Source organism: Miniimonas sp. S16 (genome assembly GCF_057748195.1).
Genome location: NZ_CM173242.1, coordinates 24,115 through 47,946, shown reverse-complemented (window position 1 = coordinate 47,946; position 23,832 = coordinate 24,115). Strand labels below are relative to the sequence as shown.

At 73.9% G+C, this 23,832-nt stretch carries 23 protein-coding genes; 6 read left to right on the top strand and 17 right to left on the bottom strand.

Features of this window, described 5'->3' with window-relative positions; genetic code table 11:
• Positions 1–65 precede the first annotated feature (65 nt).
• Positions 66–1,028, top strand: coding sequence for an ABC transporter substrate-binding protein (locus tag AC3AQ1_RS00210; protein WP_108717340.1), 963 nt, complete (start codon positions 66–68; stop codon positions 1,026–1,028).
• A 184-nt stretch (positions 1,029–1,212) separates the two neighbouring features.
• On the opposite strand, the gene der is transcribed toward AC3AQ1_RS00210, so the two are convergent.
• The 10 genes from der to AC3AQ1_RS00160 form a co-directional block, all read right to left on the bottom strand.
• A complete protein-coding gene (gene der / locus AC3AQ1_RS00205) occupies positions 1,213–2,628 on the bottom strand; it encodes a ribosome biogenesis GTPase Der (protein ID WP_108719850.1) in 1,416 nt (471 codons plus the stop codon).
• Between the two features lie 237 nt (positions 2,629–2,865).
• Entirely contained in the window at positions 2,866–3,549 is a 684-nt protein-coding gene (locus tag AC3AQ1_RS00200; RefSeq protein WP_108717339.1) for a lysophospholipid acyltransferase family protein, read from the bottom strand.
• Positions 3,546–4,247, bottom strand: a complete 702-nt coding sequence (gene cmk / locus AC3AQ1_RS00195; protein WP_108717338.1) for a (d)CMP kinase — start codon at positions 4,245–4,247, stop codon at positions 3,546–3,548. Before cmk ends, AC3AQ1_RS00200 begins: the two co-directional genes overlap by 4 nt.
• Entirely contained in the window at positions 4,244–5,383 is a 1,140-nt protein-coding gene (locus AC3AQ1_RS00190) for a prephenate dehydrogenase (RefSeq protein WP_108717337.1), read from the bottom strand. Before AC3AQ1_RS00190 ends, cmk begins: the two co-directional genes overlap by 4 nt.
• A gap of 17 nt (positions 5,384–5,400) precedes the next feature.
• The gene (locus AC3AQ1_RS00185) at positions 5,401–6,129 is read right to left on the bottom strand and encodes a pseudouridine synthase (protein WP_108717336.1); all 729 of its coding nucleotides are present in this window, start codon (positions 6,127–6,129) and stop codon (positions 5,401–5,403) included.
• Positions 6,126–6,731, bottom strand: coding sequence for an SMC-Scp complex subunit ScpB (scpB, locus tag AC3AQ1_RS00180; RefSeq protein ID WP_108719849.1), 606 nt, complete (start codon positions 6,729–6,731; stop codon positions 6,126–6,128). The genes AC3AQ1_RS00185 and scpB overlap by 4 nt, the downstream gene beginning before the upstream one ends.
• Before the next feature lie 42 nt (positions 6,732–6,773).
• Positions 6,774–7,787 carry a segregation and condensation protein A gene (locus AC3AQ1_RS00175; protein WP_159096306.1) on the bottom strand — a complete coding sequence of 338 codons (1,014 nt, stop codon included), beginning with the start codon at positions 7,785–7,787 and terminating at the stop codon, positions 6,774–6,776.
• The gene (locus tag AC3AQ1_RS00170) at positions 7,756–8,625 is read right to left on the bottom strand and encodes a ParA family protein (RefSeq protein ID WP_108719848.1); all 870 of its coding nucleotides are present in this window, start codon (positions 8,623–8,625) and stop codon (positions 7,756–7,758) included. Before AC3AQ1_RS00170 ends, AC3AQ1_RS00175 begins: the two co-directional genes overlap by 32 nt.
• A 53-nt stretch (positions 8,626–8,678) precedes the next feature.
• Entirely contained in the window at positions 8,679–9,686 is a 1,008-nt protein-coding gene (xerD, locus tag AC3AQ1_RS00165) for a site-specific tyrosine recombinase XerD (RefSeq protein WP_370445302.1), read from the bottom strand.
• A gap of 1 nt (position 9,687) precedes the next feature.
• A complete protein-coding gene (locus AC3AQ1_RS00160) occupies positions 9,688–10,653 on the bottom strand; it encodes a heme o synthase (RefSeq protein WP_234417595.1) in 966 nt (321 codons plus the stop codon).
• Between the two features lie 215 nt (positions 10,654–10,868).
• Between AC3AQ1_RS00160 and tkt the strand changes: the two genes are divergently transcribed.
• Genes tkt through pgl form a run of 5 tightly spaced genes read left to right on the top strand, consistent with a single transcriptional unit; the run spans position 10,869 to position 17,424 of the window.
• Positions 10,869–13,028, top strand: coding sequence for a transketolase (gene tkt, locus AC3AQ1_RS00155; protein WP_108717334.1), 2,160 nt, complete (start codon positions 10,869–10,871; stop codon positions 13,026–13,028).
• A gap of 34 nt (positions 13,029–13,062) precedes the next feature.
• Positions 13,063–14,238 carry a transaldolase gene (gene tal / locus AC3AQ1_RS00150; protein ID WP_108717333.1) on the top strand — a complete coding sequence of 392 codons (1,176 nt, stop codon included), beginning with the start codon at positions 13,063–13,065 and terminating at the stop codon, positions 14,236–14,238.
• Entirely contained in the window at positions 14,235–15,776 is a 1,542-nt protein-coding gene (zwf, locus tag AC3AQ1_RS00145; protein ID WP_108719846.1) for a glucose-6-phosphate dehydrogenase, read from the top strand. Before tal ends, zwf begins: the two co-directional genes overlap by 4 nt.
• Complete coding sequence (locus AC3AQ1_RS00140) at positions 15,773–16,699, top strand: glucose-6-phosphate dehydrogenase assembly protein OpcA (RefSeq protein ID WP_108717332.1); 927 nt, start codon at positions 15,773–15,775, stop codon at positions 16,697–16,699. Before zwf ends, AC3AQ1_RS00140 begins: the two co-directional genes overlap by 4 nt.
• Positions 16,696–17,424: a 6-phosphogluconolactonase gene (pgl, locus tag AC3AQ1_RS00135; RefSeq protein ID WP_108717331.1), complete on the top strand. Its 729-nt coding sequence runs from the start codon at positions 16,696–16,698 to the stop codon at positions 17,422–17,424. The genes AC3AQ1_RS00140 and pgl overlap by 4 nt, the downstream gene beginning before the upstream one ends.
• A gap of 141 nt (positions 17,425–17,565) precedes the next feature.
• Here pgl and AC3AQ1_RS00130 read toward each other — a convergent pair whose 3' ends face one another.
• The 7 genes from AC3AQ1_RS00130 to AC3AQ1_RS00100 all read right to left on the bottom strand — a co-directional run bounded on the left by AC3AQ1_RS00130 (position 17,566) and on the right by AC3AQ1_RS00100 (position 23,828).
• Positions 17,566–17,871, bottom strand: coding sequence for an RNA polymerase-binding protein RbpA (locus tag AC3AQ1_RS00130; RefSeq protein WP_255421200.1), 306 nt, complete (start codon positions 17,869–17,871; stop codon positions 17,566–17,568).
• 61 nt (positions 17,872–17,932) lie between these two features.
• Complete coding sequence (gene secG / locus AC3AQ1_RS00125; protein ID WP_108717329.1) at positions 17,933–18,178, bottom strand: preprotein translocase subunit SecG; 246 nt, start codon at positions 18,176–18,178, stop codon at positions 17,933–17,935.
• A gap of 105 nt (positions 18,179–18,283) precedes the next feature.
• A complete protein-coding gene (tpiA, locus tag AC3AQ1_RS00120) occupies positions 18,284–19,045 on the bottom strand; it encodes a triose-phosphate isomerase (protein ID WP_108719845.1) in 762 nt (253 codons plus the stop codon).
• A gap of 32 nt (positions 19,046–19,077) precedes the next feature.
• Positions 19,078–20,286: a phosphoglycerate kinase gene (locus tag AC3AQ1_RS00115; RefSeq protein ID WP_108717328.1), complete on the bottom strand. Its 1,209-nt coding sequence runs from the start codon at positions 20,284–20,286 to the stop codon at positions 19,078–19,080.
• Positions 20,287–20,415: 129 nt separating this feature from the next.
• Complete coding sequence (gap, locus tag AC3AQ1_RS00110) at positions 20,416–21,423, bottom strand: type I glyceraldehyde-3-phosphate dehydrogenase (protein WP_108717327.1); 1,008 nt, start codon at positions 21,421–21,423, stop codon at positions 20,416–20,418.
• 214 nt (positions 21,424–21,637) lie between these two features.
• On the bottom strand, positions 21,638–22,618 hold the full coding sequence (gene whiA / locus AC3AQ1_RS00105; RefSeq protein ID WP_108717326.1) for a DNA-binding protein WhiA: 981 nt from the start codon (positions 22,616–22,618) through the stop codon (positions 21,638–21,640).
• A gap of 106 nt (positions 22,619–22,724) precedes the next feature.
• A complete protein-coding gene (locus AC3AQ1_RS00100; protein WP_108717325.1) occupies positions 22,725–23,828 on the bottom strand; it encodes a gluconeogenesis factor YvcK family protein in 1,104 nt (367 codons plus the stop codon).
• Positions 23,829–23,832 lie beyond the last annotated feature (4 nt).

Genomic DNA, 23,832 nt, shown 5'->3' with positions numbered 1-23,832 from the left:
CGTCCGAGCCCCGTCCCCGTCCAGCCTCGTCCGCCCATCCGTCTGACCCACCGAAAGGCGCACCCATGACCCGCACCACGCCCCGCCGACTCACGCGCGGACTCACTCTCGCCGCGTCCGGGCTCGCCGTGCTCGCGCTCGCCGCATGCTCCTCCGGCGACCCCCTCGACGCCGGCTCCGCCGACGAGACGCCCCTGTCCCCCACCGGCGAGACGACCGCGAGCGGAGGCGCCTCGGGCCAGACCGTCGTCGTCGGCTCGCAGGACTACTACTCCAACGAGATCGTCGCCGAGATCTACGCGCAGGCGCTCGAGCAGGCCGGCTGGACGGTCGAGCGGCAGTTCCGGATCGGCCAGCGCGAGGCGTACATCCCCGCGATCGAGAACGGCGAGGTCCAGGTGTTCCCGGAGTACACCGGCAACCTGCTGCAGTACTTCGACCCGGACACCACCGCCACGAAGGCGGCCGACGTCGAGGCCGCCCTCGCCGGCGTGCTGCCGGACGGCCTCGCCGTGCTCGACCCGTCGCCCGCGACCGACCAGGACTCCTACAACGTGACGTCCGCGTTCGCGCAGGAGCACTCGCTCACGTCGATCGCCGACCTCGCCGGGGTCGACGTGCCGCTCATCCTGGGCGGCCAGCCCGAGCTCGCCGAGCGTCCCTACGGACCGACCGGGCTGGAGTCGGTGTACGGCGTCACGGTGCAGTTCTCCCCCACCGGCGACACCACGGTCGACGAGCTCGTCGCGGGATCGGTGAACATCGCCAACGTCTACAGCGCCGACCCGCGGATCGCGAGCGAGGACCTCGTCACCCTCGAGGACCCGGAGGGCCTCTTCCTCGCGTCCAACGTCGTCCCGCTCGTGCAGGCGGACCTCGCCGACGCGCTCGGCGAGGTGCTCAACCCGGTGAGCGCCGCGCTCACGCCCGAGGGCCTCGTCGCCCTCAACGTCGAGAGCGTGGACCAGCAGCGCTCGGCGGCCGACATCGCGGCCGACTGGCTCAGCGAGAACGGCTTCGCGGGCTGACGACCGTCGTCCTGTCCGGCGCGACGCCGGACTGACGCCTCGTGACGCCCGACGGTTCGCCGTCGGGCGTCACGCCGTCTCGGGTGCGTGTCCGTGCACCGTCGGCAGTCGGCGCACCGCCCGGCTGCCCGGTGCAGCCGAGCGCGCCGTTGACGTCGAGCCGAGTGCGGGCCGAGGCCGGCGCTCAGCGGTCGCGGCGCCGCTTCTCCCGCACGCGGACCGAGATCTCGATCGGCGACCCCACGAAGCCGAACTCCTCCCGCAGGCGTCGCTCGATGAACCGGCGGTAGCCGGCCTCGAGGAAGCCGGTCGCGAACAGCACGAACCGCGGCGGGCGGGTGTCGGCCTGCGTGCCGAACAGGATGCGCGGCTGCTTCCCGCCGCGCACGGGGTGCGGGTGCGCCGCGGCCAGCTCGCCGAGGAAGGCGTTGAGACGGCCGGTGGGCACGCGCGTCTCCCACCCCTCCAGCGCCGTCGCGAGGTGCTTGCCGAGTCGGTCCACGTGCCAGCGGGTGAGCGCGGAGAAGTTCACCCGCGGCGCCCAGGTGATCTGGACGAGCTCGCGCTCGATCTCCCGCTCCAGGTAGAAGCGTCGCTCCTCCTCCACGAGGTCCCACTTGTTGTACGCGACCACGAGCGCGCGGCCCGCGTCGACGACGTTCTGCACCACGCGGATGTCCTGCTCCGCGATGGGCTGGCTCGCGTCGATCACGACGACGGCGACCTCGGCCTTCTCGATCGCGGCCTGCGTGCGCAGCGAGGCGTAGAAGTCCGCGCCCTGCGTCTGGTGCACGCGGCGGCGGATGCCGGCGGTGTCGACGAACACCCACGGCCGACCGCCGACCTCGACGAGCTCGTCCACGGGGTCCCGCGTCGTGCCGGCGACGTCGTCGACCACGACGCGGTCGGTGCCCGTGACGGCGTTGAGCAGGCTGGACTTGCCGACGTTCGGCTTGCCGACGAGGGCGACGCGCCGCGGGCCGGTGGTCGGCACGCCGCCGACGGCCGTCACGTCGGGCAGGAGCGCCGTCGCGGCGTCGAGCATGTCGCCGCTGCCGCGGCCGTGCAGCGCGGAGACGGGGTACGGCTCCCCGAGCCCGAGGGACCACAGCGTGGCCGCGTCGGCCTCGTCGCGGGGGCTGTCGACCTTGTTGGCCACGAGGAGCACCGGCTTGCCCGAGCGCCGCAGCACCTGCACCACGCGCTCGTCGGTGTCGGTCGGCCCGACGGTCGCGTCGACGACGAACACCACGGCGTCCGCGAGCTCGACGGCGATCTCCGCCTGCTCGGCCACGCGCGCGCCGATGCCCCGCGCGTCGTGCTCCCAGCCGCCGGTGTCCACGAGGATGAACGGCCGCCCGGCCCACTCGGCGCGGTACCGCACGCGGTCGCGCGTCACGCCGGGGGTGTCCTGCACGACGGCCTCGCGCCGCCCGAGCACGCGGTTCACGAGCGTCGACTTGCCGACGTTCGGCCGGCCCACGACGGCGAGCACCGGCAGCACGGAGTCCGGCAGCTCGTCGGGGGTCAGCTCGCGCACCCCCGACAGGAGCGCGGCGTCCTCGTCGTCGAGGTCGTAGCCCTCGAGGCCCGCGCGCATGACCTCGGCGGCCCGGCGGTCCTCCTCGGTCTCGGTGAGGTCGACGACGTGCTGGCCCTCGCCGTCGAGCGCGGCGTCGGGGTCGAGCTCGGGGTCGACACCTGCGTCGGGTGCCGAGCCGGGTCCGGCGTCGGGGTCGGTCTCGAGGCCCGTCTCGAGGTCGGTCGCGTCGCTCGTCTCGTCAGTCACCGTGCCATTGTCCCAGGCTCGAGCGCACCTGCGGGACGCCCCGGCGCCTCAGACCTCCGGCAGGCGCAGCCCTGTGCGCTCCTGCGCGGCGTCGAGCAGCGCCACCATCGCCGCGGTCACGGCCGTCATCGCGGCGGCGACCTCGCGGCGCCCGCCGCCCGCGGGCACCTCGACCGGCGCGCCGAACTCGACCACGAGGCGCGCCCGGGGGTGCGGGACGTGCCCGCGCGCGGTCCCCGGCGGGCGCGTGCCGAGCACCGCGCACGGCACGACGGGCGCGCCGGTGTGCACGGCGAGCCAGGCGATGCCGGCGCGGGCCGCGGCCACGTCGCCCCGCCCGCGGGTGCCTTCGGGGAAGACACCGACGCAGCGATCCTCCTCCAGCAGCGTCCGCGCGGCCTCGAGGGCGGGCCGGCCGTTGGACCGGTCCACGGGGATCTGGCCCGCCCAGCGCATGAGGAACCCGAGCCGGGAGGTGAAGAACTCCTCCTTGACGAGAAAGTGCGAGCCGCGCGGGATGGCGCCGTGCACCACGGGGCCGTCCACGATGCCGGTGTGGTTGGGCGCGACGAGTACGCGACCGGTGGCCGGGACGTGCTCGGCGCCCACGACGTCGGTGTGCCACCACACGTGGTCAAGGGCCCAGCCGACCCGGCGCGACCACGTCGGACCCCAGCGCCTGATCTGCTGCGCGGTCACGGTGCTCCCCGGGCCGACGTGCGCCTGGCTCACGACCGGCTCAGCACGTCCGTCACGATGCGCTCGGCCGCCGCGAGGGTCTCCTCGAGCGTGAGCGTGGAGGAGTCGAGGGTGACGACGCCGTCGGCCGCCTCGTGGAAGGTGCTCACCGTGGCGTCGTCTGCGTCCCGGCGCAGGATCTGGTCACGGGTCGCCTCGATCGCGTCGGCGTCCACGGAGCCGTGCACCTCGAGGGCCCGGCGCGCGAGCCGCTCCTCCGCGCGCGCGACGAGCAGCATGCGCACGTCGGCGTCGGGCGCGATGACGGTGGTGATGTCCCGGCCCTCGACGAGGATCCCCCGCCCGTCCGACCAGCCGCCGGCGACCTCGGTCGCGATCGTCGAGCGCTGGCGCCGGCGGAGCTCGGCCCGGACCTCGAGGTTGGTCGCGACCTGGCTCACCACGGTCGAGATCCGCGGCTCGCGGATCGCGTCGGTGACGTCCACCCCGCCCACCACGACGCGCTGGTCGTCGGGGTCGAGCGACTGCTCCAGGGGGAGGTCGCGCGCGGCGACCGCCACGCCGTCGCCGTCGGCCAGGTCGATGCCGTAGGCGTCGCAGTACCAGGCGACGGCACGGAACTGTGCTCCGGTGTCGAGACAGCCGAGCCGGTGCACGCGGGCCAGGTGCCGTCCGACGGTGGACTTGCCGGAGCCCGAGGGTCCGTCGAGCGCGATGACGACGCCGGTCACGACCGCACCACCCGCCAGCCGCGGGCGTCCAGGCCCGCCTCGAGCTCCTCGGCGACCTCCGGGAGGACCGAGACGGTGGCGAGCCCGACCTTCTGCTGCGGCGCGTGCTCCATGGCGAAGTCCTCGATGTTCACGCCCAGCTCGCCCACCTGCGCGAACAGGCGGCCGAGCGACCCGGGCGTGTCCGGCACGAGCACCGTGACCTCGGCGTAGGAGCGCCGCACGCCGCCGTGCTTGCCGGGGATGCGGGCGACGCCCTGGTTGCCGCGGCTGACCGCCGCGCTCGCCGCGGCCATCGCGCCGGGCGTGAGCGGTCCGTGCTCCGCGGCCGCCTCGAGGGCGGCCACCAGCTCGGCGAGCTCGTCGCGCACCTGGCCGAGCAGGTGGGCCACCGGACCCGCGTTGCCGACGAGGATCGCGGCCCACAGCCGCGGGTCGCTCGCGGCGATCCGCGTGACGTCGCGCAGTCCCTGGCCGGCCAGCGCGAGGGCCTGCTCGGGCGCGTCCAGCAGTCGTGCCGCGAGCAGGGAGGACAGCACCTGCGGGGTGTGCGAGACGGCCGCGACGGCGTCGTCGTGCTCCTGGGCGGCGAGCGTCACGAGGGCGCCGCCGAGGTCGACGGCGAGCGTGCGGACCGCGAGCACGCCGCCGGGGTCGCTCGTCGGGTGCGGGACGAGCACCCACGGGCGACCCGAGAACAGGTCCGGGTCGGCCGCGGCGGCACCCGAGCGCTCCCGGCCGGCCATCGGGTGGCTGCCGACGTAGCGCGTGAGGTCGTCCGGCGTGAGCCGGCCGTCCGCGACGGCGGCGTGCAGCTCGGTGAGAACCACGGACTTGACGCTCGCGACGTCGGTGACGATCGCCGTCGGGTGCGCGCGCAGCGCGTCGACCACGACGTCGGCGGTGACGTCCGGCGGGACGGCCACGACGACGATCCGCGCGTCCTCCCCGGCGCCCAGCTCCCCGGCGCCCAGGTCGCGGGCGAGCGCGACCTGCGACGGCGAGGCGTCCGCGAGCGAGACGGCGACTCCCGCGCGGGTGAGCGCGAGCCCGACGCTCGCCCCCAGCAGGCCGGTGCCGATCACGTGGACGGGACCGGTGGTGGCCGTCGGGGAGCTGGGGTGTGCGCTGGACATCCCGACCACCCTAGGGCTCACAGCCCGACCTCCCGCTGCAGGCGCGCGAGCTCGGTGCCGGCCACGGCGCGGGTGGCACCGGAGCGCAGCTGCCCGAGGCGGACCGGGCCGAACGACGTGCGGGTGAGCGCGATCACCGGGTGTCCGACGTCCTCGAGCATGCGCCGCACGATCCGGTTGCGGCCGGAGTGCAGCACGATCTCCACGATGCTCTCCTCCGGGCGCGCCTCGAGCACCGTGAAGGAGTCGGCGTGCGCCGGACCGTCGTCGAGGGTGATCCCCCCGCGCAGCCGCTTGCCCACGCCGCGGGCGACATGCCCGCGCACCCGCGCGACGTACGTCTTGGGCACCTCGTAGGAGGGGTGCGCGAGGCGGTGGGCGAGCTCGCCGTCGTTCGTGAGGAGCAGGAGGCCCTCGGTGTCGGCGTCGAGGCGGCCGACGTGGAAGAGCCGGGTCTCGCCGTCGAGGTAGTCGGCCACGGTGGGCCGGCCGCGGTCGTCCGACATCGCCGAGAGCACGCCGAACGGCTTGTTGAGCGCGAGCGTCGTGTGGGTGTCGTCGAGCTGGACGCGCAGCCCGTCGACGTGCAGCACGTCCGTGGGCTGCACACGCGTGCCGAGCTCCCGCACGATCGTGCCGTTGACCGCGACCCGGCCGGCCACGATGAGGTCCTCGCAGACCCGCCGCGAGCCGACCCCCGCGCCGGCGAGCACCTTCTGCAGGCGGATTCCCTCGCCGTCGGTCATCGGACCTCCTCCTCGAGCTCGGCGAGGTCCGCGTCACCGGGCAGGTAGGGCGCGAGCGGCGGCAGGTCGGCGAGGCTGCTCAGCCCCATCCGCTCGAGGAAGTGCGTCGTGGTGCGGTACAGGATCGCGCCGCCCTCGCCGTCGCGCCCGGCCTCCTCGATGAGGCCGCGCGTGGTGAGCGTGCGGACCACACCGTCCACGTTGACGCCGCGGATGGCGGCGATCCGCCCGCGCGTCACGGGCTGGCGGTAGGCGACCACGGCGAGAGTCTCGAGCGAGGCCTGGGTGAGGCGGGCGGTCTGGCCGTCGATCACGAAGGCCTGGACGTACGGTGCGAACGCCGGCGCGGAGTACAGCCGCCACGCACCCCCCGTCTCGCGCAGCACGTACCCGCGGGGCCGCTCGGCCTCCGCGCCGTCGGCCGTCTCGCCGCGGTAGCGCGCGGCGAGCTCGTGCAGGAGGGCCTCGGTGCGCTCGACGGTGAGCCCGAGCGCACCCGCGACGCGGGCCGCCGGCACCGGCTCGTCCACGACGGCGAGGATCGCCTCCACCGCGGCCAGCTCACCACCCGGGAGGTCGGCGAGGGCGGGGTGGTCGTCCATGACGGGCTCGGCGAGCGGTTCGGCGTCGGTCACCGCCCGAGGTTACCGACTGGGGCGCTGCTGATCCGCGCCGCGCTCGGCCGGCGGCTCCTCCGGTGGCGGCACCGGCTGCCGGTCCGACGGCGGCACCGCGCCCTCGTCCGACGCCGGCACGTCCTCGTCCGCCACGCCCGCCTGAGGCTCGTCGAACGAGGACTCCACGCTCGGCGCGGCGTCCCACGGCCCCACCCAGCGGATGGTGAGCTCGCCCAGGCTGTCCGCCTGCTCGAACGCGACGACACCCTGACGGTAGAGCTCGAGCAGCGCGAGGAACCGCCCGATCACCACCGGCCGGGACCCGGCGTCGTCGGTGAGCGTGCGGAACGTCGCCACCTTCGCGCGTCGCAGCCGCGCGGCGACCAGCGCCGCCTGCTCGCGCACGCTCACCACCGGGGCGTGCAGGTGCGCGAGGCCCACCTGCGGGACGACCTTCGGGGCGAGCGCGGCCGCGGCGATCCGGGCCAGGTCCGCAGGCCCGACGGCGAGCACGAGCTCCGGCAGCAGCGCCGCCAGCGCGGGCTCGAGCGGGGCGGTGCGCGGGTAGGCCCCGGCGGCCGCCTCCCAGCGCGCGGCGAACGCGCCGGCGACCTCCTTGAACGCGCGGTAGGCCAGCAGCCGGGCGAAGAGCAGGTCGCGCGCCTCGAGCAGCTCGAGGTCCTCGGGGTCCTCGGCGGACACCCCGGGCAGCAGGCGAGCCGCCTTGAGGTCGAGCAGCGTCGCGCCGATCACGAGGAACTCGCTCGCCTGCTCCAGCTCCCACACGTCCTGGGCGCGCAGGTAGGCGATGAAGTCGTCGGTCACGACACCGAGCGCCACCTCGGTCACGTCCAGGCGGTGCTTGGCGATGAGCGAGAGCAGCAGGTCGAACGGCCCGGAGAAGTTGTCGAGGTTGACCTCGAACACCGCGGCGCGTGCGTGCTGGTCCGTCGGATCGGCCGGGCCGTCCGCCCCGACGCGCCCCACCGCCGACGCAGCAGCGGAGGCGTCAGGCGACGTCGCCGCGTGCGACGAGCTCACGGGCCAGCTGCCGGTAGGCCTCGGCGCCCGGGTGGGTCGGCGCGTACGTGGTGATCGGCTCGGTCGCCACCGAGGCGTCGGGGAACTTCACCGTGCGGCCGATGACGGTGGTGAACACGTCCTCGCCGAAGGCCTCCCGCACGCGCGCGAGCACCTCGCGCGAGTGCAGCGTGCGACCGTCGTACATGGTCGCGAGGATGCCGTCGGTGCGCAGCCGCGGGTTCAGCCGGTCGCGGACCTTCTCGATCGTCTCGAGCAGCAGCGCGACGCCGCGCAGCGCGAAGAACTCCGTCTCCAGCGGCACGATCACGCCGTGCGCCGCCGTGAGCGCGTTGACGGTGAGCAGCCCGAGCGAGGGCTGGCAGTCCACGAGCACCACGTCGTAGTCGTCGAGCACCGGCCGCAGCACGCGCGCCAGCGCCTGCTCGCGGGCCACCTCGTTGACGAGCTGGACCTCGGCCGCGGACAGGTCGATGTTCGCGGGGACGAGGTCAAGGCCCTCGAGAGCCGTGCGGTGCACGATCGTGCGGATGTCGAACCGCGGGGTCATCAGCGCGGTGTAGATCGTGGACTCGAGCTCGTTCGCCGACACCCCGAGCCCGGCCGAGGCCGCACCCTGCGGGTCGAAGTCGACGAGCAGGACCCGTCGGCCGTACTCGGCGAGCGCCGCACCCAGGTTGATGGTGGTCGTCGTCTTGCCGACCCCGCCCTTCTGGTTGCACATCGCCACGATGCGGGCGGGGCCGTGCGAGGCGAGCGGCGCGGGGACGGGGAACTCGACGGCCGCGACGGCGGAGTCCTCCCGCGCTGCGGCGCCCTCGACCGGGTCTGCCCCCAGGTCCAGGGTCGGCTGCACGTCGGTCACCCTCCCACCGTAGCGCGCGCGACGCGCTACCCGAGCGCTCGCGGGTGCGCCGACGCGTACACCTCGCGCAGGGTCTGGACCGTGACGTGCGTGTAGAGCTGGGTCGTGGTGACCGAGGCGTGCCCGAGCAGCTCCTGCACCACGCGCACGTCCGCTCCCCCGGCCAGGAGGTGGGTCGCGAAGGAGTGCCGCAGGGTGTGCGGGGAGACGTGCGCCGCGAGGCCGGCCCGCTCGGCGGCGTCCTGCAGCACCGCCCACGCGCTCTGCCGCGACAGCGGGGCGCCGCGCACTCCGAGGAACACCGCGCCCTGGGACCGCCCGCGCGCGGCGAGGGTGGGCCGGGCGCGCACGAGGTAGGCGTCGAGGGCGCGCACGGCGTGCGTGCCGAGCGGCACCACGCGGGTGCGCCGGCCCTTGCCGGTGACGCGGACCAGCGGGGTGTCGGCATCGAGGTCGAGGTCGTCGACGGCCAGCGAGACGGCCTCGGAGATCCGCGCGCCCGTGGAGTACAGCAGCTCGAGCAGCGCGCGGTCGCGCAGGCCCACGACGCCCTCGGTGGCCGACGCGGCCTCGAGCAGCGCCTCGACCTCGCCCACGCTGACCGCCTTGGGCAGGCGCTTGCCCGTCGCGGGCGGGCGGACCTGGGCGGCGGGGTCGTCCGAGGTCGTGCCCTCCACGTGCGCGAACCGGTGCAGCCCGCGCACGGCGACCACGGCGCGACCGGCGGACGACGCCGCGAGGGGGGCTGCGCCGTCGGACCCCGTGCGCAGCACCTCGAGGTAGCGCTCGACGTCGAGCGCGGTGACGTCCTCGAGGTCGGCGCGGCCGAGCGTCGCGAGGTAGCCGGTGTACCGGGTGAGGTCCCGGTGGTAGGCCGCGATCGTGTGGGCGCTCGCCCCGCGCTCCACCGCGAGGTGGGCGAGGAAGGCCTCGAGCACGTCGGAGGGTCGCGAGGCGCTCACGCGTTCCCCGAGCGGGAGCGGTGCCGAGGCGTCGGCGCCCCGAGCGACGCCGAAGGTCGTCCCGGCGGACACGTCACCAGGGCAGGAACGGGTCGACCGCGACGGCCGCGAACAGCAGGGTGAGGTAGGTGATCGAGGCGTGGAAGACCTTCATCGCCGGGCCGCGCGAGACGAGCCCGCGACGCTCGGGGTCCACGGCCATCCGGTACAGCCGCACGCACAGCGCCACGAACCAGGCGCCCGCGACCACCGCGACGCCCAGGTACACCCAGCCCATGCCGGCCACCGGCACGAGGACGAGCGAGCAGACCACCATCGCGACGGCGTAGGCGAGCATCTCGGCGGCCACGCGGCGTTCGCCGGCCACCACCGGGAGCATCGGGACCCCGGCGGTGGCGTAGTCCTCGCGGAACCGCATCGACAGCGGCCAGTAGTGCGGCGGCGTCCACAGGAAGATGACGCCGAACAGGACGAGCGCGGCCCAGTCCAGGCCGCCGGTCACGGCCGACCAGCCGATGAGCACCGGCATGCAGCCCGCGGCGCCGCCCCACACGATGTTCTGCGAGGTGCGCCGCTTGAGGATCATGGTGTAGCCGACGACGTAGATCGCGATCGCGCCGAGCGTGAGCAGTGCGGCCACGGGGTTCACCACGAGCGCGAACCAGGCGATCGAGCCGATCCCGAGCGCGGAGCCGAACACGAGCGCCTGGCGCGGCGTGATCTCGCCGGTCACGAGCGGGCGGCGGCGGGTGCGACCCATCACCGAGTCGATGTCCCGGTCGAGGTAGCAGTTCAGGACGTTCGCCGAGCCGGCCGCTGCGGCGCCGCCGATCAGCGTGGCCACCATGAGCCAGATCGAGGGCAGGCCGCCCTCGGCGAGGATCATGGTCGGCAGGGTGGTGACCAGCAGCAGCTCGATGACGCGAGGCTTCGTGAGGGCGACGTACGCACCGAGCGTCCGACGCCACGTCCGTGTGGCGACCCGACGAGGTGGCGAGGGGGGCGCGTCGGCGGCCGGACGAGCATCGGTCGAGGCCACGCCGTGGTCCTTCCGTCGGTGGTGCACCACTCGGGTGAGGTAGGTGCTCCCATGGTAGGGCAGCAGGGTCGTCTGCTGGTCGCGGCCCCCCGAGCGCGCCCTTGCGGCAGTAGGGTCGAGCCGTACCGAATCGGCAACGGACTGCCCAGGCGACGCGCGTCGCGCGTGTGCGGGACCCGCCCTGCGCCGCACGTGGATCGTCCGAAGGAGCATCCGTGAACGTCCCCGCCCCCCTCGCGAGCACCGTCGGCTGGACGGAGCTCGACGAGCGCGCCGTCGCCGTCGCCAAGGCCCTCGCCGCCGACGCCGTGGAGAAGGTCGGCAACGGCCACCCGGGCACGCCGATCAGCCTCGCCCCGGCCGCGTACCTGCTGTACCAGAACGTCATGCGGCACGACCCGGCCGACCCGCACTGGCTGGGCCGCGACCGGTTCGTGCTCTCGGCCGGGCACGCGAGCCTCACGCAGTACGTGCAGCTCTTCCTCGGCGGGTGGGGCCTCGAGGTCGAGGACCTCGAGGCGCTGCGGACGTGGGGCTCGAAGACCCCCGGCCACCCCGAGTACAAGCACACCGACGGCGTGGAGATCACCACCGGGCCGCTCGGCACCGGCCTGGCCTCGGCGGTCGGCATGGCGATGGCGGCCCGCCGCGAGCGCGGCCTGCTCGACCCCGACGCAGCCCCCGGCCAGAGCCCGTTCGACCACTTCGTCTACGTCATCGCCGGCGACGGCTGCCTCCAGGAGGGCATCTCGAGCGAGGCCTCCTCGCTGGCCGGGACGCAGGAGCTGGGCAACCTCATCCTCCTGTGGGACGACAACCACATCACGATCGAGGGCCACACCTCCATCGCGTTCGGCGAGGACGTCCTGGGCCGGTACGCGGCCTACGGCTGGGACGTCCACTCGGTCGACTGGACCCACGGCGGCACCGAGTACCGCGAGGACGTGGACGCGCTCGCCGCCGCGATCGAGGCCGCCAAGGCCGAGACCGGCAAGCCCTCGATCATCCGCCTGCGCACCGTGATGGCGTGGCCGAGCCCCACCAAGCAGGACACTCACGAGGCGCACGGCTCGAAGCTGGGGGCCACGGAGGTCGCCGGGCTCAAGGAGGCCCTCGGCCTCGACCCCGAGCAGTCCTTCCAGGTCCCGGCCGAGGTGCTCGCGCACACGCGCGCCCTCGGTGAGCGCGCCGCCGCGGCCCGTGCGGCGTGGGACGAGAGCTTCCAGGCGTGGCGCGCCGCCAACCCCGAGCGCGCGCAGCTCCTGGACCGGCTGACCGAGCGGCGCCTGCCCGACGGCCTCGCCGACGTCCTGCCGACCTTCGAGGCCGGCACCTCGCTCGCCACCCGGGCCGCGTCCGGCAAGGTGCTCGCCGCGCTCGCCGCCCCGCTGCCGGAGCTCTGGGGAGGGTCTGCCGACCTCGCCGGCTCGAACAACACGTCGATGGCGGGCGAGCCGTCGTTCTTCCCCGCGCACCGCTCCAGCAAGGAGTTCACGGGTGACGAGTACGGCCGCACGCTGCACTTCGGCATCCGCGAGCACGGCATGGGCGCCATCCTCAACGGCATCGCGCTGCACGGCCTCACCCGGCCCTACGGCGGCACGTTCTTCACGTTCTCGGACTTCATGCGCGGCGCCGTGCGGCTCACCGCGATCATGGGCGCGCCGGTGACCTTCGTGTGGACGCACGACTCGGTCGGCGTCGGCGAGGACGGCCCGACGCACCAGCCCGTCGAGCACCTCGCGGCCATGCGCGCGATGCCCGGGATCGCGATCGTGCGTCCCGGTGACGCCACCGAGACGGCCGCCGCCTGGCTGGCGATCCTCGAGCGGGACGCACCCGCCGGCCTCATCCTGTCGCGGCAGAACATGCCGGTCTTCCCCCGCGGCGACGAGGGCTTCGCGGCGCCCGACGTGGCGCGCGGTGCGTACACCCTGCTCGAGGCCTCGACCGGGTCCCCCGAGGTGATCCTCATCGGCACGGGGTCGGAGCTGCAGCTCGCGGTCGCGGCCCGGGAGACGCTCGAGGCCGACGGCGTGCCCACGCGGGTCGTGTCCGCGCCGTGCCTGGAGTGGTTCAGCGACCAGGACGCCGCCTACCGCGAGTCCGTGCTCCCGCGCGGCGTGCGTGCCCGCGTGAGCGTCGAGGCCGGCGTCGCGATGCCGTGGCACGGGATCGTCGGCGACGCCGGTCGGACCGTGTCGCTCGAGCACTTCGGCGCCTCCGCGGACGCGGCGACGCTGTTCCGCGAGTTCGGGTTCACCCCGGAGGCGGTCGTCGCCGCCGCGCGCGAGTCGATCGCCGCGGCGCGTGGGGACGCGGCGCCCGAGGGCACCATCGAGGCCGGGCCCTCGGGCACCGGCGACCAGAGCTGAACCGGGCGAACACCCTCACGAGGAGACCTTCGACATGACCAGCACGAGCTCGACCAGCACCGGCCCGACGGCGAGCGACCCCCTGGCGCGCATCGTCGCCTCGGGCGTGTCGCCCTGGCTCGACGACCTGTCCCGGGCGCGCCTGCGCTCGGGCGGCCTCGCCGACCTCGTCCGCACCGCACACGTCCTCGGCGTCACGACCAACCCGACGATCTTCGACAAGGCGATCGCCGACGGCGAGGCGTACGACGAGCAGGTCGCCGCGCTCGCCGCGGAGGGTGCGGACGCCGAGGCGGCCGTGCGCGCGCTCACCACCGACGACGTGCGCACGGCGGCGGACCTGTTCGCGCAGCTGCTCCCGGACCCGCGTCCGGGCGACGCGCGCGTCTCGATCGAGGTGGACCCCCGGCTCGCGCACGACACCGAGGGCACGATCGAGCAGGCCCGCGCGCTCTGGCGGCTCGTGGACCGGCCGAACGTCTACATCAAGATCCCGGCCACCACCGAGGGTCTCGCCGCGATCCCCGCCGTGATCGCGGAGGGCATCAGCGTGAACGCGACGCTGATCTTCTCCCCCGACACCTACCGCGCGGTCGCGAACGCGTACGTCGACGGCCTGGAGCAGGCGCACGTCGCCGGCGTGGAAGTGTCGACGATCGCCTCCGTGGCCTCGGTGTTCCTGTCCCGGATCGACGCCGCGGTGGACCCGCTGCTCACCGAGGTCGGGACAGAGGAGGCGCTCGGCCTGCGCGGGCGCACCGCGCTGGCCGGCGCGCGGGTGTCCTACGAGGCGTTCACGGAGATCTTCTCCTCGCCCCGGTTCACCGACCTCGCGGCGGCGGGCGCCCACGTGCAGCGGCCTCTGTGGGCCTCCACCGGGACGAAGAACCCCGACTACCCCGACACCCTCTACGTCGACGAGCTCGTCGCGCCGGACGTGGTGAACACGATGCCGGAGCAGACGCTGCGCGCCGCGGCCGACCACGCCCGGGTGCCCGAGGGCGACGGCCCGTTCGACACGGTCACGCCGAACGTCGCCGACGCGCACGCGGTGCTCGAGGCCGTCGTGCGGGTCGGGGTCGACTACGACGGCGCGCTCGCCGACCTCGAGCGCGACGGCGTGTCCTCCTTCATCGCCTCGTGGGAGAACCTCCTGCTCACCGTGGCCGACTCGCTCGAGCAGGCTCGGGCCGCCGGGAACGGGCACTGATGCCGGCGCGGATCGCCGCCGGCGTCAACCCGCTGCGCCAGACCCAGGACCGGCGCCTGCCGCGGATCGCGGGGCCGAGCGGCCTCGTGATCTTCGGCGTCACCGGCGACCTCTCGCGCAAGAAGCTCCTGCCGGCGATCTACGACCTCGCCAACCGCGGCCTGCTCCCGCCGGGCTTCGGACTGACGGGGTTCGCCCGGCGCGACTGGAACGCCGACCACTTCGCCGAGGTCACCAAGCAGGCCGTCCAGGAGCACGCCCGCACGCCGTTCCGCGAGCGGGTGTGGCGACAGCTCGAGGCCGGCATCCGCTTCGTGCCCGGCGAGTTCGACGACGATGCGGCGTTCGACCGTCTCGCCGAGACCGTCGCCGAGCTCGACCGCGAGCGCGGCACCGGCGGGAACCACGCCTTCTACCTGTCGGTCCCGCCCGGGGCGTTCCCCCTCGTCTGCCGCCAGCTGGCGCGTTCGGGCCTGTCCGACAGCAAGGGCGACGCGTGGCGCCGGGTCGTCATCGAGAAGCCGTTCGGCCATGACCTCGCCTCGGCCCTGGAGCTGCAGAAGGTCGTGGAGTCGGTCTTCCCGGGCGACTCGGTCTTCCGGATCGACCACTACCTCGGCAAGGAGACGGTGCAGAACCTCCTCGCCCTGCGGTTCGCCAACCAGATGTTCGAGCCGATCTGGAACGCCCACTACGTCGACCACGTGCAGATCACGATGGCCGAGGACATCGGGATCGGCTCGCGCGCGGGGTACTACGACGGCATCGGTGCCGCGCGGGACGTCATCCAGAACCACCTGCTCCAGCTGCTCGCGCTGACCGCGATGGAGGAGCCCGTCTCCTTCGACCCCGCTCCGCTGCGAGCGGAGAAGGAGAAGGTGCTCTCCGCCGTCGTGCTCCCCAAGGACCTGTCCCGGCACACCGCCCGCGGCCAGTACTCGGCCGGCTGGCAGGGCGGGGAGAAGGTGCTCGGCTACCACGACGAGGACGGCATCCCGCCCGGGTCGACGACCGACACGTTCGCCGCGATCCGCGTGGACGTCGACACCCGCCGGTGGGCCGGCGTGCCGTTCTACCTGCGCACCGGCAAGCGACTGGGCCGGCGCGTCACGGAGATCGCGATCGTGTTCAAGCGCGCGCCGCACCTGCCGTTCGCGCTGCCGGACACGCAGGAGCTGGGCCAGAACGCGCTCGTCATCCGCGTCCAGCCGGACGAGGGCGTCACGGTGCGGTTCGGCGCCAAGGTGCCCGGGACGGCCATGGAGGTGCGTGACGTCACGATGGACTTCGGCTACGGGCACGCGTTCACCGAGAACTCCCCCGAGGCGTACGAGCGGCTCATCCTCGACGTCCTGCTCGGCGACCCGCCGCTCTTCCCGCACAGCAAGGAGGTCGAGCTGTCCTGGCGCATCCTCGACCCGATCCTGCAGCACTGGGAGCGCAAGGGCATGCCCGACTCCTACCGGCCCGGCACGTGGGGTCCGGACAGCGCACACGAGATGCTGGCCCGCGACGGCCGGGCCTGGAGGCGACCGTGAAGATCCAGCTCCATGACACCACGTCCTCGAAGATCGCCTCGCAGCTCGTCAAGCTGCGCGAGGAGGGCGGCGCGGTCGCGCTCGGACGTGTGCTGACGCTGCTCGTGGTCGCCGACGAGGACGACGTCGAGGAGGCCGTCGACGCCGCCAACCAGGCCAGCCGCGAGCACCCCTGCCGGGTGATCGTGGTGACGGACGCGGTCCCCGGGGCCGACGGGCTCGACGCCGAGATCCGCGTGGGCGGTGACGCCGGGGCCTCCGAGGTCATCCTGCTGCGCCCACGCGGCGCGGCCGGCGGGGACCCCGACACGCTCGTCACGCCCCTGCTCCTGCCGGATGCGCCGATCGTGACGTGGTGGCCCGGCGCGGCGCCCGACGACCCGTCCGACCACCCGCTGGGCCGGATGGCGCAGCGGCGCATCACCGACGTAATGCGCTGCGGGCACCCGCTGCGCAGCCTGGCGCGTCTCGCGGAGCACCACGCCCCCGGCGACACCGACCTCGCGTGGGCGCGCGCGACGCTCTGGCGCGGGCTCATCGCCGAGTCGCTGGATGAGCCGCCGTACACCCGGGTGGACGCGATCCGGATCGCCGGGAACACCGACCATCCCTCGCTGCTGCTGCTGGGCGCGTGGCTGCGGTACTTCCTCAAGGCGGACGTGACGCTCGAGGCCGTCGAGGCCGCACCCGCCATCACGGGCGTGACGCTCGTCCGCGAGAACGGCAACGTGGTGATGGAGCGCCCCGTGGACTCGACGATCCTGCGGATCGACGAGCCGACCGGGATCAAGCACCGCGTCTCGCTGCCGCTGCGCACGCTCGCTGACTCCCTCATCGAGGACCTGCGGCGGCTCGACCCGGACGAGGTCTACGGCGAGGTGCTCACGAAGGCCCTGCCGGAGCTCGTGGAGGAGCTGGCGTGACGCGGGAGGTCGTCGTCCACCCCGACGCCGGCGTCCTCGCGCACGCGACGGCGCAGCGGCTCGCGCTCGCCGCCCTCGACGCACAGTCGGTCCGCCCCGAGGTGCACGTCGTGCTCACCGGCGGACGGATCGGCACGCGGGTGGTGGAGCAGCTGGCCGCGTCGGAGCTGCTCGCCGCCCTCGACCTCACCGGTCTGCACCTGTGGTGGGGCGACGAGCGGTTCGAGCCCACCGGCAGCGACGAGCGCAACGACACAGCCGTGCTCGGGGCCCTGCGCGACGCGGGAGTCCCCGACGCCAACGTGCACGTCGTCCCCGGGCCCGACGTCGTGGGCTCCCCCGAGGAGGCCGGGCAGCGGTACGCCGCCGAGCTCGCGCGGTTCGCGCCCGACGGCGCGCAGGTCCCGTCCTTCGACGTGCTCGTGCTCGGCGTCGGGCCCGACGGGCACGTCGCCTCGCTCTTCCCCGGCCACGAGGCGCTCGGCGCCACGGGCGCCACCGTCGGCGTGCACGGCTCGCCCAAGCCGCCGCCTGAACGGGTGTCGCTCACCCTGCCCGCGATCGACGCCGCGCGCCGGGTGTGGCTCGTCGCGTCGGGCGCCGAGAAGGCCGATGCGGTCGCGGCCGGGCTCGCGAGCGACGACCTGCCCTGCGGGCGGGTGCACGGGACGGCGGAGACGCTCTGGCTGCTCGACGTCGAGGCGTCGGCAGCGGCGGCGCGCTGAGGGCGCCCGCGGCAAGCACGGGCACGACGAAGGGTCCGACCCGCGGGGTCGGACCCGTCGTCATGTCTCGGCCTCGTGCGGCCGTCGTCGCGTCCGCGTGCGGTTGCGCCGCACGCGTGCGATCGCGGCCGGCTCAGGACCTCAGCGCGTGGTGCCGCGGCGCTCGCGCAGGGCCTGCAGGGCCTCCTCGAGGAGCTCGGCGCCCTCCTCGTCGCTGCGGCGCTCCTTCACGTAGGCAAGGTGAGTCTTGTACGGCTCGTTCTTGGGCGGCGACGGCGGGTTCGCGGGGTCCTGCCCGGCGGGCAGGCCGCAGCGCGGGCAGTCCCACGTCTCCGGCGGCAGGTTGCCCGCCTCCTCGGCGAAGCTCGGCCGGGTCTCGTGGCCCGACGCGCACCAGTACGAGACCCAGACCCGGGGGGCCGCCTCGCCGCGCTCGGCCTCGCCCATGGGGCCCGCACCGACGCGCGAGCCACGAATGGCACTTCCTCCAGCCACGGTGTCCTCTCCCTCAGACCGCGAACTTCTCGATGAGCCCCAGCAGCACGATCGCGGTGCCCCAGAGGACCGCGGTGCCGATGGTGATCCGGTTGAGGTTGCGCTCGGCGACCCCCGAGGAGCTCATGCTCGAGGACAGACCGCCGCCGAACATGTCGGACATCCCCCCGCCCTTGCCCTTGTGCATGAGGATCGTGAGGACCAGGACGATGCTCGTGAGGACGAGGATCACCTGGAGTCCGATGCGCAGCGCGTCCACGCGGGCGCTCCTTCCGTGGCTGTTCCGGCCCCGTGTCAGACGGGACCCGGACAAGGATAACCGGCCGGGCGGGCGCAGGTGCGCCCGCCCGGACGGTCGGGTGGGTCAGAGCTGACGGAACCGTGCGATCGCGGAGAACTGGTCGAGCACGAGGCTCGCCCCGCCCACGAGGGCGCCGTCGACGTCGGGCTTCGCCATGATCGCCGCGACGTTGTCCGCCTTGACCGAGCCGCCGTACAGGATGCGCATCCCGTTCGCGACGCCCGAGTCGAAGGTCTCGGCGATCCGCGCGCGGATCGCCTCGGCCATCTCCTGCGCGTCCTCGGGCGTGGCGACCTCACCGGTCCCGATCGCCCACACCGGCTCGTACGCGATGACGACCTGGCTCGCCTGCTCGCTGGTGAGGCCCGCGAGGGCGCCGTCGACGTGGCCGAGCGTGAGCGGGACGTGACCCTTGGCGTGGCGCACCTCGAGCGACTCGCCCACGCACACGATCGGCGCGATGCCCGCCCCGAGCGCCGCGGCGACCTTGGCGTTGATGAGCTCCTCGGCCTCGCCGTGGTACTGGCGGCGCTCGGAGTGCCCGATGATCGCGTAGCTGACGCCGAGCTTGGCGAGCTGCTCGGCGGACACCTCGCCCGTGTACGCACCCCAGGAGTGCGACGAGACGTCCTGCGAGGCGTAGCGGATCGACAGCTTGTCGCCGTCGACGAGGGTCTGCACCGAGCGCAGGCTCGTGAACGACGGCGCGACGACGACCTCGGTGAGGTCGTAGTCGTGCTTGGCGTCGGCGAGGGTCCAGGCGAGCTTCTGGACGAGGTCGATCGCCTGGAGGTGGTCCAGGTTGAGCTTCCAGTTGCCCACCATGAGGGGGGTGCGCGGGGAGTCGTACGTCACGGTCATGCCTCCAGAACGGCGAGTCCGGGCAGGGTCTTGCCCTCGAGCAGCTCGAGCGACGCACCACCACCGGTCGAGATGTGGCTGAACCCGGCCTCGTCGAAGCCGAGCGTGCGGACGGCGGCGGCGGAGTCGCCACCGCCGACGATCGTGAAGGCGCCGGCGGCGGTCGCGTCGACGAGGGCCTGCGCGACGGCGCGGGTGCCGCCCGAGAACGCCTCGAACTCGAACACGCCCATGGGGCCGTTCCACACGACGGTCCGGCTCGCGGTGATCGCGTCGGCGAACGCCTTGGCGGAGTCCGGGCCGATGTCCAGGCCGATCGAGTCGGCTGGGATGGCGTCGGCGGGGACGACCTCGTGCGCGGCGTCGGCGGCGAACGCCTCGGCGGCCACGACGTCCGTCGGCAGCAGGATCGTCGTGCCCTTCTCCTGCGCGCGAGCGAGGTAGCCCTTGACCGTGTCGATCTGGTCCGCCTCGAGCAGCGACTTGCCGACCTCGTGGCCCTGGGCCGCGAGGAAGGTGAAGAGCATGCCGCCGCCGATCACGAGAGTGTCGGCCTTCTCCAGGAGGTTGGCGATGACGCCGAGCTTGTCCGAGACCTTGGACCCGCCGAGCACGACCGTGTAGGGCCGCTCGGGGTCGGTGATCGCCTTGTCGAGCGCCTCGACTTCGCCCTGCACGAGGCTGCCGGCGGCGTGCGGGAGGATCTGCGCGACGTCGTAGACGCTCGCCTGCTTGCGGTGCACGACGCCGAAGCCGTCGGACACGAACGCGTCGACACCGCCGCCGAGGGCGGCGAGCTCGCCCGCGAGCTCCGCACGCTCGGCGTCGACCTTCGAGGTCTCGCGGGCGTCGAAGCGCACGTTCTCCAGCAGCGCGACGCTGCCGTCGGTCAGTGCGGCGACCGTGGCCTTGGCGCTCTCGCCGACGAGGTCGTCGGCCAGCGTGACGTCCTGCCCGAGCAGCTCGCCCAGGCGGGCGGCGACCGGGGCCAGGGAGTACTTGGCCTCGGGGGCGCCCTTGGGACGACCGAGGTGGGCCGTCACGACGACCTTCGCTCCGCCGTCGAGCAGGGCCTTGAGCGTGGGCAGCGCGGCGCGGATCCGGCCGTCGTCGGTGATGGTCGTGCCGTCCAGCGGCACGTTGAAGTCGGACCGGACCAGCACGGTCTTGCCGCGCAGGTCGCCGAGGTCGGCGAGTGTCTTCACTGGTGCTCCTCCGTGCCCGCGGGGCGGGCGGATCGTCGAGGGTGGATCGGGGGGTTGTGACGAGCGAAGGCCCGCATCCGCATCCGGGAACCGGACACGGATGCGGGCCTTCGCGTCACATCGGGAACGTCAGAGCTTGCTGCCGACGTACTCGGTGAGCTTGACGAGGCTGCTGGAGTAGCCCCACTCGTTGTCGTACCAGGCGATGATCTTCACGAGGTTGCCGTTGCTGACCTTGGTGAGCTTGGCGTCGAAGATGCTCTGGTGCGGGTTGGTGACGATGTCCGAGGAGACGATCTCGTCCTCGGTGTACTCGAGCGTGCCGGCGAGCGGACCCTCGGCCGCGGCCTTCACCGCAGCGTTGACCTCGTCCACCGTGACGTCCTTGCCGGCCACGAAGGTGAGGTCGGTCGCCGAGCCGGTGATGGTCGGCACGCGGAGCGCGAAGCCGTCCAGCTTGCCCTTGAGCTCGGGCAGCACCAGCGCGACGGCCTTCGCGGCGCCGGTCGTGGTCGGGACGATGTTCTGCGCGGCGGCGCGGGCGCGACGCAGGTCGCGGTGCGGGCCGTCCTGCAGGTTCTGGTCACCCGTGTAGGCGTGAATCGTCGTCATGAGGCCCTTCTCGATGCCGATGGCGTCGTTGAGGGCCTTCGCGACCGGCGCGAGGCAGTTCGTGGTGCAGGACGCGTTCGAGATGATGTGCTGCGTCTCGGGGTCGTAGTCGGTGTGGTTCACGCCGACGACGAACGTCCCGTCCTCGTTCTTCGCCGGGGCGGAGATGATGACCTTCTTGGCGCCGGCGTCGATGTGCGCCTTCGCCTTGGTGGCGTCCGTGAAGAAGCCCGTGGACTCGATGACGATGTCGGCGCCCAGCTCGGCCCACGGCAGGTTGGCGGGGTCGCGCTCCTCGAGAGCGCGGATGGCCTTGCCGTCGACGATGATGTTCTCGTCGTCGTAGCTGACCGACTTGGGCAGCACGCCGAGCACGGTGTCGTACTTCAGCAGGTGCGCGAGGGTGTGGTTGTCGGTGAGGTCGTTGACGCCGACGACCTCGATGTCGGCGCCCGAGGCGAGGATGGCGCGGTAGAAGTTGCGGCCGATACGGCCGAAGCCGTTGATCCCGACGCGGATGGTCACGATGAGTCCTCCAAGCGTGCCGATGCACGCACTCGTCCGGTGGCGCACCCAGGGGTGCGCGGAGGGGGTCGTCCCCGTTTCTCCACCGACGACACTACTACGGTCACCTGCCCGCCTACGGGGGACCAAGTGCCCGCAGACCGGTGCGCGAGACGTGCCGAGGGGGTCACCGACGCGACCCCGAACATCCATGCCGGAGTCACCTCGAGGTCACTCAGAGGTCAAGCATCTCCGGCGTGAGGATGCTCTCGGTGTCCGGGATGCCGAGCTCGGCGGCGCGCTTGTCGGCGGTGGCGAGCAGGCGCCGGATCCGGCCGGCGACGGCGTCCTTCGTCAGCGGCGGGTCGGAGTACTGGCCGAGCTCCTCCAGGGAGGCCTCGCGGTGCTCCAGGCGCAGCCGACCGGCCTCGACGAGATGCTCGGGCACTTCCTCACCGAGGATCTCGAACGCGCGCTGCACCCTGGCGCTCGCGGCCACCGCGGCGCGGGCCGAGCGACGCAGATTGGCGTCGTCGAAGTTGGCCAGCCGGTTCGCGGTGCCGCGCACCTCCCGGCGCATCCGCCGCTCCTCCCACGCGAGCACGGCGTCGTGCGCGCCCATCCGGGTGAGCAGCGCGGAGATCGCGTCCCCGTCGCGCACCACGACGCGGTCCACCCCGCGCACCTCGCGCGCCTTGGCCGAGAGCCCGAGCCTGCGGGCGGCGCCGACAAGAGCGAGTGCGGCCTCGGGGCCCGGGCAGGTCACCTCGAGCGCCGCGGACCGGCCGGGCTCGGTGAGGCTGCCGTGCGCGAGGAACGCGCCGCGCCACGCCGCGACGGTGTCGGCGACGCTCGCCGAGACGACCTGCGGCGGCAGCCCGCGGACGGGGCGACCACGGCCGTCGAGGAGGCCGGTCTGCCGGGCGAGCGCCTCGCCGTCGCGCACCACCCGGACGACGTAGCGGTTGCCCTTCCGCAGGGCACCGCCGGAGACCACGATGATGTCGCTCGCGTGGCCGAAGACCTCGGCGATGGCGACCCGGAGCCGGCGCGCCGCGGCCGCGTTGTCGAGCTCGGCCTCGATGACGATCCGGCCCGAGATGATGTGCAGGCCACCGGCGAACCGGAGCGTCGCCGAGACCTCGGCCTTGCGGCTGGAGGTGCGGTCGACGCGGACTCTGGCCAGTTCGTCCTTCACGGCAGCGGTCAGAGACATGCGGGACATCCTGCCATCGAACGGATGCCCACGCGGCGCGCTTCCCGGCCCCGCCCGTCCGCGCGGGCCGAGCCGGGCGCGCGGGTCACCACCGTGCGCACGGGCCTCAGCCCCGGTCCCGGGCGGGTGAGCCGGGGTGCGCGTGGACGGGCGCGGCGGGGCTCGCGCCCGCGCCCGTGACGGCGCTCGCCCCGGCAGCTCTCGCTCGCGCGGGATCGCTGCCGAGCCGGGCCTCCGCCTCCGGTCCGACGTCACCCCACGTGCCGGCGAACGCGTCGCGGTAGGCCGCGGCGAGGCGCATCGGGTCGTGCCGCGGCGTGCCGTCGTCGGCGCGGACCTGGCGCAGCAAGAGCCGTGCGCCGAGCTCGTCGGCGACCTGCTCGAGCGCCGTGACGTCGTCGACCCACGCCGGGTCCGCGATCACGACGTCGAGCCGCAGGTCGGGGTCGACATCGCGCAGGACGCGCACGTGGTCGGCCGCCGTGAAGCCGTCCGTCTCCCCCTCCTGCTGCTGCAGGTTGAGCGTGAGGGCGAGGTGGGCGGCGTCGTGCAGCGCGGCGCGCAGCGGCGCGACCTGGAGGTGCGGCAGGACCGAGGTGTACCAGGAGCCGGGACCGAGCACGACCCAGTCCGCGGCCCGGATCGCCGCGAGCGTCTCGGGGCACATCGCGGGATCCTCGGGCAGGAGGCGTACGCGCGAGACGCGGCCGCTCGTCACCGCGACCCGGCTCTGGCCGCGGACCACGAGGTCGGGCTGCCCGGTGCGCACGACGTCCGCCTCGATGACGAGCGGCTCCGCCGCCATCGGGAGGACCCGCCCTCGAGCGCCGACGAGGTCGGCGAGCAGGTCGAGGCCGGCCACCACGGAACCCGTCTGCGCCCACGCACCGGCGAGGACGAGGTTGCCGAGCGAGTGCGCGTCGAGCTCCCCGCGGGAGGTGAACCGGTGCTGGAGCAGGTCGTGCCACGCGCGGCCGCGGGGGGTGTCGTCGCACAGCGCGGCGAGCGCCATCCGCAGGTCGCCGGGCGGGAGGATGCCCATCTCGCCGCGCAGCCGGCCCGAGGAGCCGCCGTCGTCGGCGACCGTGACGACGGCCGTGAGCTCGGGCGTGAGGTGCCGCAGCGCGAGCAGCGACGCGGCGAGCCCGTGACCGCCGCCGAGCGCGACGAGGCGCTGCGGGTCGAGCCGCAGGGGGTCCAGAGCCACCATCGCG

What these genes read in the sequence shown, in the direction of transcription:
- AC3AQ1_RS00210 (WP_108717340.1), top strand. Translation starts at nt 66, where the DNA reads ATGACCCGCACCACGCCCCGCCGACTCACGCGCGGACTCACTCTCGCC.
- der (WP_108719850.1), bottom strand. Translation starts at nt 2,628, where the DNA reads ATGCGCGCGGGCCTCGAGGGCTACGACCTCGACGACGAGGACGCCGCG.
- AC3AQ1_RS00190 (WP_108717337.1), bottom strand. Translation starts at nt 5,383, where the DNA reads ATGTCCAGCGCACACCCCAGCTCCCCGACGGCCACCACCGGTCCCGTC.
- AC3AQ1_RS00185 (WP_108717336.1), bottom strand. Translation starts at nt 6,129, where the DNA reads ATGACCGACGGCGAGGGAATCCGCCTGCAGAAGGTGCTCGCCGGCGCG.
- scpB (WP_108719849.1), bottom strand. Translation starts at nt 6,731, where the DNA reads ATGGACGACCACCCCGCCCTCGCCGACCTCCCGGGTGGTGAGCTGGCC.
- tal (WP_108717333.1), top strand. Translation starts at nt 13,063, where the DNA reads ATGACCAGCACGAGCTCGACCAGCACCGGCCCGACGGCGAGCGACCCC.
- AC3AQ1_RS00130 (WP_255421200.1), bottom strand. Translation starts at nt 17,871, where the DNA reads ATGGGCGAGGCCGAGCGCGGCGAGGCGGCCCCCCGGGTCTGGGTCTCG.
- tpiA (WP_108719845.1), bottom strand. Translation starts at nt 19,045, where the DNA reads ATGGTGGGCAACTGGAAGCTCAACCTGGACCACCTCCAGGCGATCGAC.
- whiA (WP_108717326.1), bottom strand. Translation starts at nt 22,618, where the DNA reads ATGTCTCTGACCGCTGCCGTGAAGGACGAACTGGCCAGAGTCCGCGTC.
- AC3AQ1_RS00100 (WP_108717325.1), bottom strand. Translation starts at nt 23,828, where the DNA reads ATGGTGGCTCTGGACCCCCTGCGGCTCGACCCGCAGCGCCTCGTCGCG.